Genomic DNA, 5673 nt, shown 5'->3' with positions numbered 1-5673 from the left:
CGCTCGTTGCCCTGCATCTGGCGGCTCAGGCGTTGCGCAGTGGTGAGTGTGATCTGGCGTTGGCCGGTGGTGTGGCGGTGATGGCCACGCCGGAGACGTTCGTGGACTTCAGCCGGCAGCGTGGGCTTGCGGTGGATGGCCGGTGCAAGGCGTTCGCGGCGGGTGCGGACGGCACCGGCTGGGGTGAGGGCGCGGGCATGCTGCTGGTGGAGCGGCTGTCGGATGCCCGCCGCAACGGCCATCCCGTGCTGGCGGTGGTGCGCGGCAGTGCGGTCAACCAGGACGGTGCGAGCAATGGTCTGACGGCGCCGAACGGGCCGTCGCAGCAGCGGGTGATCCGGCAGGCGCTGGCGAGTGCCGGGCTGAGCACGTCGGACGTGGATGCGGTGGAGGCGCACGGCACGGGCACCCGGCTGGGTGACCCGATCGAGGCGCAGGCCCTGCTGGCCACCTACGGCCAGGAGCGCGCCCAGGACGCGCCGCTGTGGCTGGGCTCGATCAAGTCGAACATCGGTCACACGCAGGCCGCGGCCGGTGTCGCCGGGATCATCAAGATGGTGATGGCGATGCGGCACGGTGTGCTGCCGCAGACCCTCCACGTCGACGAGCCGACCCCGCATGTCGAGTGGTCGGCGGGTGCGGTCGAGCTGCTGACCGAGGCCCGTCAGTGGCCGCAGACCGGCCGCCCGCGCCGCGCGGGTGTGTCGTCCTTCGGCATCAGCGGCACCAACGCCCACACCATCATCGAAGAGCCGCCGGCGATCGCCGAGGCGGAGCAGGGCGAGACCCAGCCGGTCCGTGTCCCCTCCGTGGTGCCGTGGGTGCTGTCCGCCAAGGACGCGGGTGCGCTGCGGGATCAGGCCGGCCGTCTGCGTGCGCAGCTGCTGGCTGACGAGGATGTGGACCTGGTCGACGTGGGTTACTCGCTCGCCACCGGCCGTGCCGCCTTCGACGAGCGTGCGGTGCTGGTCGCCGGTGACCGCGAGGAGTTCCTGCGGCAGCTGGGCACGGTGGCGGGCGGGCAGTCGCTCGCAGGAGTGATCAAGGGCTCGACGACCGTCGGGAAGCTGGCGTTCCTGTTCACCGGTCAGGGCAGCCAGCGGCTGGGGATGGGCCGGGAGCTGTACGCGGAATACCCGGTCTTCGCAGAAGCGCTGCGCGAGGTGTGCGCCCGGTTCGAGGTGCCGCTGCTGGACGTGCTCTTCGGCGACGCCGACGCTGGACTTCTCGATCAGACGGCGTTCACGCAGCCTGCGTTGTTCGCCGTCGAGGTGGCGCTGTTCCGGCTCCTCGAATCGTGGGGCATCAGGCCGGACTTCGTCTCCGGCCATTCCATCGGTGAGATCGCGGCCGCGCACTGTGCGGGTGTGCTCTCACTCGCGGACGCCTGCACGCTGGTGGCGGCGCGCGGCCGGTTGATGCAGGAGTTGCCGTCCGGTGGGGCGATGGTGGCGGTGCAGGCGGCCGAGGACGAGGTGGCGCCGTATCTGACGGACGCGGTGAGCATTGCGGCCGTCAACGGCCCGGCGTCGGTGGTGGTCTCGGGTGACGAGGACGTCGTACTGGAGATCGCGGCCCGCTTCGAGGAGCTGGGTCGCAAGACGAGCCGCCTGACGGTCAGTCACGCGTTCCACTCCCCGCACATGGACGGGATGCTGGAGGCGTTCCGGGAGGTTGCCGAGGGCCTGTCGTACGAGGCTCCGCGTATCCCGCTTGTCTCCAACCTCACTGGTTCTGTGGTGGGTGTCGAGGAGGTCTGTTCGCCGGAGTTCTGGGTGCGGCATGTGCGGGAGGCTGTGCGGTTCCTGGATGGCGTGCGGGTGCTGGAGGCCGAGGGCGTCACGACGTTTGTCGAGCTGGGTCCGGACGGTGTGCTGTCGGCGATGGCACAGGAGTGCCTGAGCGGGGACGGGCATGCGTATGTGCCCGTGCTGCGTCGGAACCGTCCCGAGGTCACCAGCCTGACCACGGCCGTGGCTCAGGCGCACGTCAGGGGCGTCGGCATCGACTGGGAGACGCATTTCGCGGGGACGGGTGCGCGCAGGATCGACCTGCCCACCTATGCGTTCCAGCGGGAGCGGTTCTGGCTGGAGGTTCCGGCTGTTCCTGTTGCGGGTTCGGTGGTTGCGGGTGATGCGGGTTCGGTGGATGCGCGTTTTTGGGAGGCGGTGGAGCAGGGGGATGTGGGGTCGCTGGCTTCCGAGTTGGAGGTTGGTGCTGAGCAGCCGTTGAGTGAGGTTGTGCCGGCGTTGTCGGCGTGGCGTCGGCAGGTGCGTGAGCGGTCGGTGGTGGATGGCTGGCGTTACCGGGTGGTGTGGAGGCCGGTGTCCGGGCGTGCGGCTGGTGTCGTGTCCGGTACGTGGCTGGTGGTTGTTCCGGCCGGGGGCGTGGATGGCGGTCTGGCTGAGGACGTTGCCGGGGCGTTGTCGGCGCGGGGTGTGGATGTGTGCACCGTGACGTTGCCGGCGGGGTTGGGGCGGCATGAGGTTGCCGAGGTGCTGCGGTCGGCGGTGCCCGCGGAGGCGGGTGCTTCCGGGGTGCTGTCGTTGCTGGCGTTGGACGAGTCGGCTGGTGTGTCGGTGTCTGCGGTGTTGGTGCAGGCGTTGGGTGATGCGGGCATTGATGCCCGGTTGTGGTGTGTGACGCGGGGTGCTGTGTCGACGGGTCGTTCGGACCGGTTGGGCAGTGCGGTGCAGGCTGGTGTGTGGGGTCTGGGCCGGGTGGTGGCGTTGGAGGTTCCGGCGCGGTGGGGCGGTCTGGTGGATCTGCCGCAGGGTGTGCTGGATGAGCGTGCTCTGGGCCGGCTGGCGGATGTGCTGGCCGGTGTGGGCGGCGAGGACCAGGTCGCGGTGCGGGCGTCCGGGGTCTTTGCGCGTCGGCTGGTTCGGGTGTCCTCGTCGTCGGGTGTGGTGCCGGGTGGGGGGTGGATGCCGGGTGGCACGGTGCTGGTGACGGGTGGTACGGGTGCGTTGGGTGCCCGGGTGGCGCGGTGGCTGGTGGCGGGTGGTGCTGAGCATGTGGTGCTGACCAGTCGGCGGGGTGTGCAGGCGCCGGGTGCGGCCGAGCTGGAGGCGGAGCTGGTTGCGGCGGGTGCGCGGGTGACGATCGCCGCTTGTGATGTGGCGGATCGTGAGGCGCTGGCGGGGCTGCTGGAGCCGCTGCGTTCCGGGCTGACGGCGGTGTTCCACACCGCGGGTGTGCTCGATGACGGTGTGCTGGATGGGCTGACGCCGGAGCGGTTCGAGGAGGTGTGGCGGGCGAAGGCGGATTCGGCGCGTCATCTGGATGAGCTGACGCGTGATCTGGATCTGTCGGCGTTCGTACTCTTCTCGTCGGTCAGCGGCACTCTGGGTGCTGCGGGGCAGGCCAATTACGCTGCTGCGAACGCGTTCTTGGATGCGTTGGCGGGGGAGCGGTGTGGTTTGGGGCTGCCGGCGGTGTCGGTGGCGTGGGGTCCGTGGGCTGATGGCGGGATGGTGGCGGAGGGGGTTCTGGAGCGGCGGTTGCGGCGTGAGGGTATGCCGCCGATGGATCCGCGGTTGGCGATGCGGGCGTTGGAGCAGGCTGTCGGTCTGGGCGGGCTGGGTGATCCGGCGCTGTGTGTGGTGGATCTGGACTGGGAGCGCTTCGCGTCCGGCTTCACCGCCGTACGCCCCAGCACACTCCTCGACGAACTGCGGCCCGTGCAGGCGTCGTCGGAGGCCTCCCGCGCCGAAAACGACCACCAGCACTCCGTGCGCGGTTCGTCATCGCTCGCCGACCGCTTGGCCGACCTCGGTGACGCCGAACGCGAGAAGGAACTGCTGGAGCTGGTGCGTGCCCAGGTCGCGGCCGTGCTCGGGCACAGTGGTGCGGATGCCGTCCTGGGCGACCGTGCGTTCCGGGAGCTGGGCTTCGACTCCCTCACCGCCGTGGAGCTGCGCAACCGCCTGGGCGCCGTCACGGGGCTGAGCCTGCCGACCACCCTGGTCTACGACTACCCCACGGCCTCCGCACTCGCCGCCCACCTGCGCGACGAACTCCTCGGACGGCTCGGGCACTCCGGACAGGGAGCGACCGTCGTCAGCTCGGTACCCGGCGCCTCGGCGCTCTCAGTGGCTGATGACCCGATCGCGATCGTCGCGATGAGCTGCCGCTTCCCCGGCGGTGTGCGCTCACCGGAAGACCTCTGGCAGCTGCTGGCCGACGGACGCGACGGAACCTCCCGGTTCCCCGCCGACCGCGGCTGGGACATCGAGTCCCTCTACGATCCGGACCCCGAGCAGGCGGGCAAGACCTACACCCGTGAGGGCGGCTTCATCGAGGAGGCCGCTCAGTTCGACGCGCGCTTCTTCGGCATCAGCCCGCGTGAGGCGATGGCGATGGACCCGCAGCAGCGGCTGCTGCTCGAGACCGCGTGGGAGGCGTTCGAGCGGGCGGGTATCGCCCCGGACACCCTGCGCGGCAGTCAGGCCGGCGTGTTCATCGGCACGAACGGCCAGGACTACCTGTCGCTGCTGATGAGGGCACCCGAGGGGCTCGAAGGTCACCTCGGCACCGGGAACGCGGCCAGTGTCGTCTCCGGCCGACTCGCCTATGTCTTCGGGCTGGAAGGCCCGGCCGTGACAGTGGACACGGCCTGTTCGTCGTCGCTGGTGGCCCTGCACTGGGCGGCCCAGGCCCTGCGCAACGGCGAATGCTCGTTCGCGCTGGTGGGTGGCGTCACGATCATGGCCACCCCGGAGAACTTCGTGGACTTCAGCCGGCAGCGTGGGCTTGCTGCCGACGGCCGGGTGAAGGCGTTCGCGGCGGGTGCGGACGGCACCGGCTGGGGTGAGGGCGTCGGCGTACTCCTGGTGGAGCGGCTGTCGGATGCCCGTCGTAACGGCCATCCGGTGCTGGCGGTGGTCCGCGGCTCGGCGGTGAACCAGGACGGTGCGAGCAATGGTCTGACGGCGCCGAACGGTCCGTCGCAGCAGCGTGTCATCCGCCAGGCGTTGGCGTCGGCGGGTCTGTCGGCGTCGGACGTGGATGCGGTGGAGGCGCACGGTACGGGTACGACGCTGGGTGATCCGATCGAGGCGCAGGCGCTGCTGGCCACCTATGGCCAGGAGCGCGGTGGGGACCGGCCGTTGTGGCTGGGCTCGATCAAGTCGAACATCGGTCACACGCAGGCCGCGGCCGGTGTCGCCGGGATCATGAAGATGGTGCTGGCGATGCGGCATGGTGTGCTGCCGCAGACCCTGCACGTGGACGAGCCGACCCCGCATGTCGACTGGTCGGCGGGCGAAGTGTCGCTGCTGACCGAGGCCCGTCAGTGGCCGGAGAGCGGCCGCCCGCGCCGGGCGGGCGTGTCGTCCTTCGGTATCAGTGGCACCAACGCCCACACGATCATCGAGCAGGCTCCCGAGGTGGAGGCGGAGGCCGAGGCGGTGCCGGGTGCGGTGTTGCCGGTTCTGCCCTTCGCGCTGTCGGCCGGCAGCGGGCAGGCATTGCGTGAGCAGGCCGAGCGGCTGCACGCGCAGCTTGCCGCACAGCCGGGGCTGCGCCCGCTGGACCTCGCCTACTCCCTGGCGACGGGTCGTGCCGGGTTGGAGCAGCGGGTGGTTGTGGTCGCGGGTGATCGTGAGGGGTTGCTGGCGGGTCTGGATGCGGTGGCTGGTGAGGGGGGTGCTGCCGGGGTTGTGGCTGGTG

The 5673-nt window shown here is 70.6% G+C and carries 1 protein-coding gene; it reads left to right on the top strand.

Annotated elements, in window-relative coordinates; genetic code table 11:
* Positions 1–5673, top strand: a 5673-nt coding sequence (locus tag P2Q00_RS50465) for a type I polyketide synthase (protein WP_275781973.1), incomplete at both ends; no start/stop codon positions are given.

The organism is Streptomyces coacervatus (assembly GCF_029223485.1).
In the GTDB taxonomy this organism is placed as follows: Bacteria; Actinomycetota; Actinomycetes; order Streptomycetales; family Streptomycetaceae; genus Streptomyces; species Streptomyces coacervatus.
Note: the sequence above shows the minus strand (reverse complement) of the source record. Positions and strands in the feature narration are given on the sequence as shown.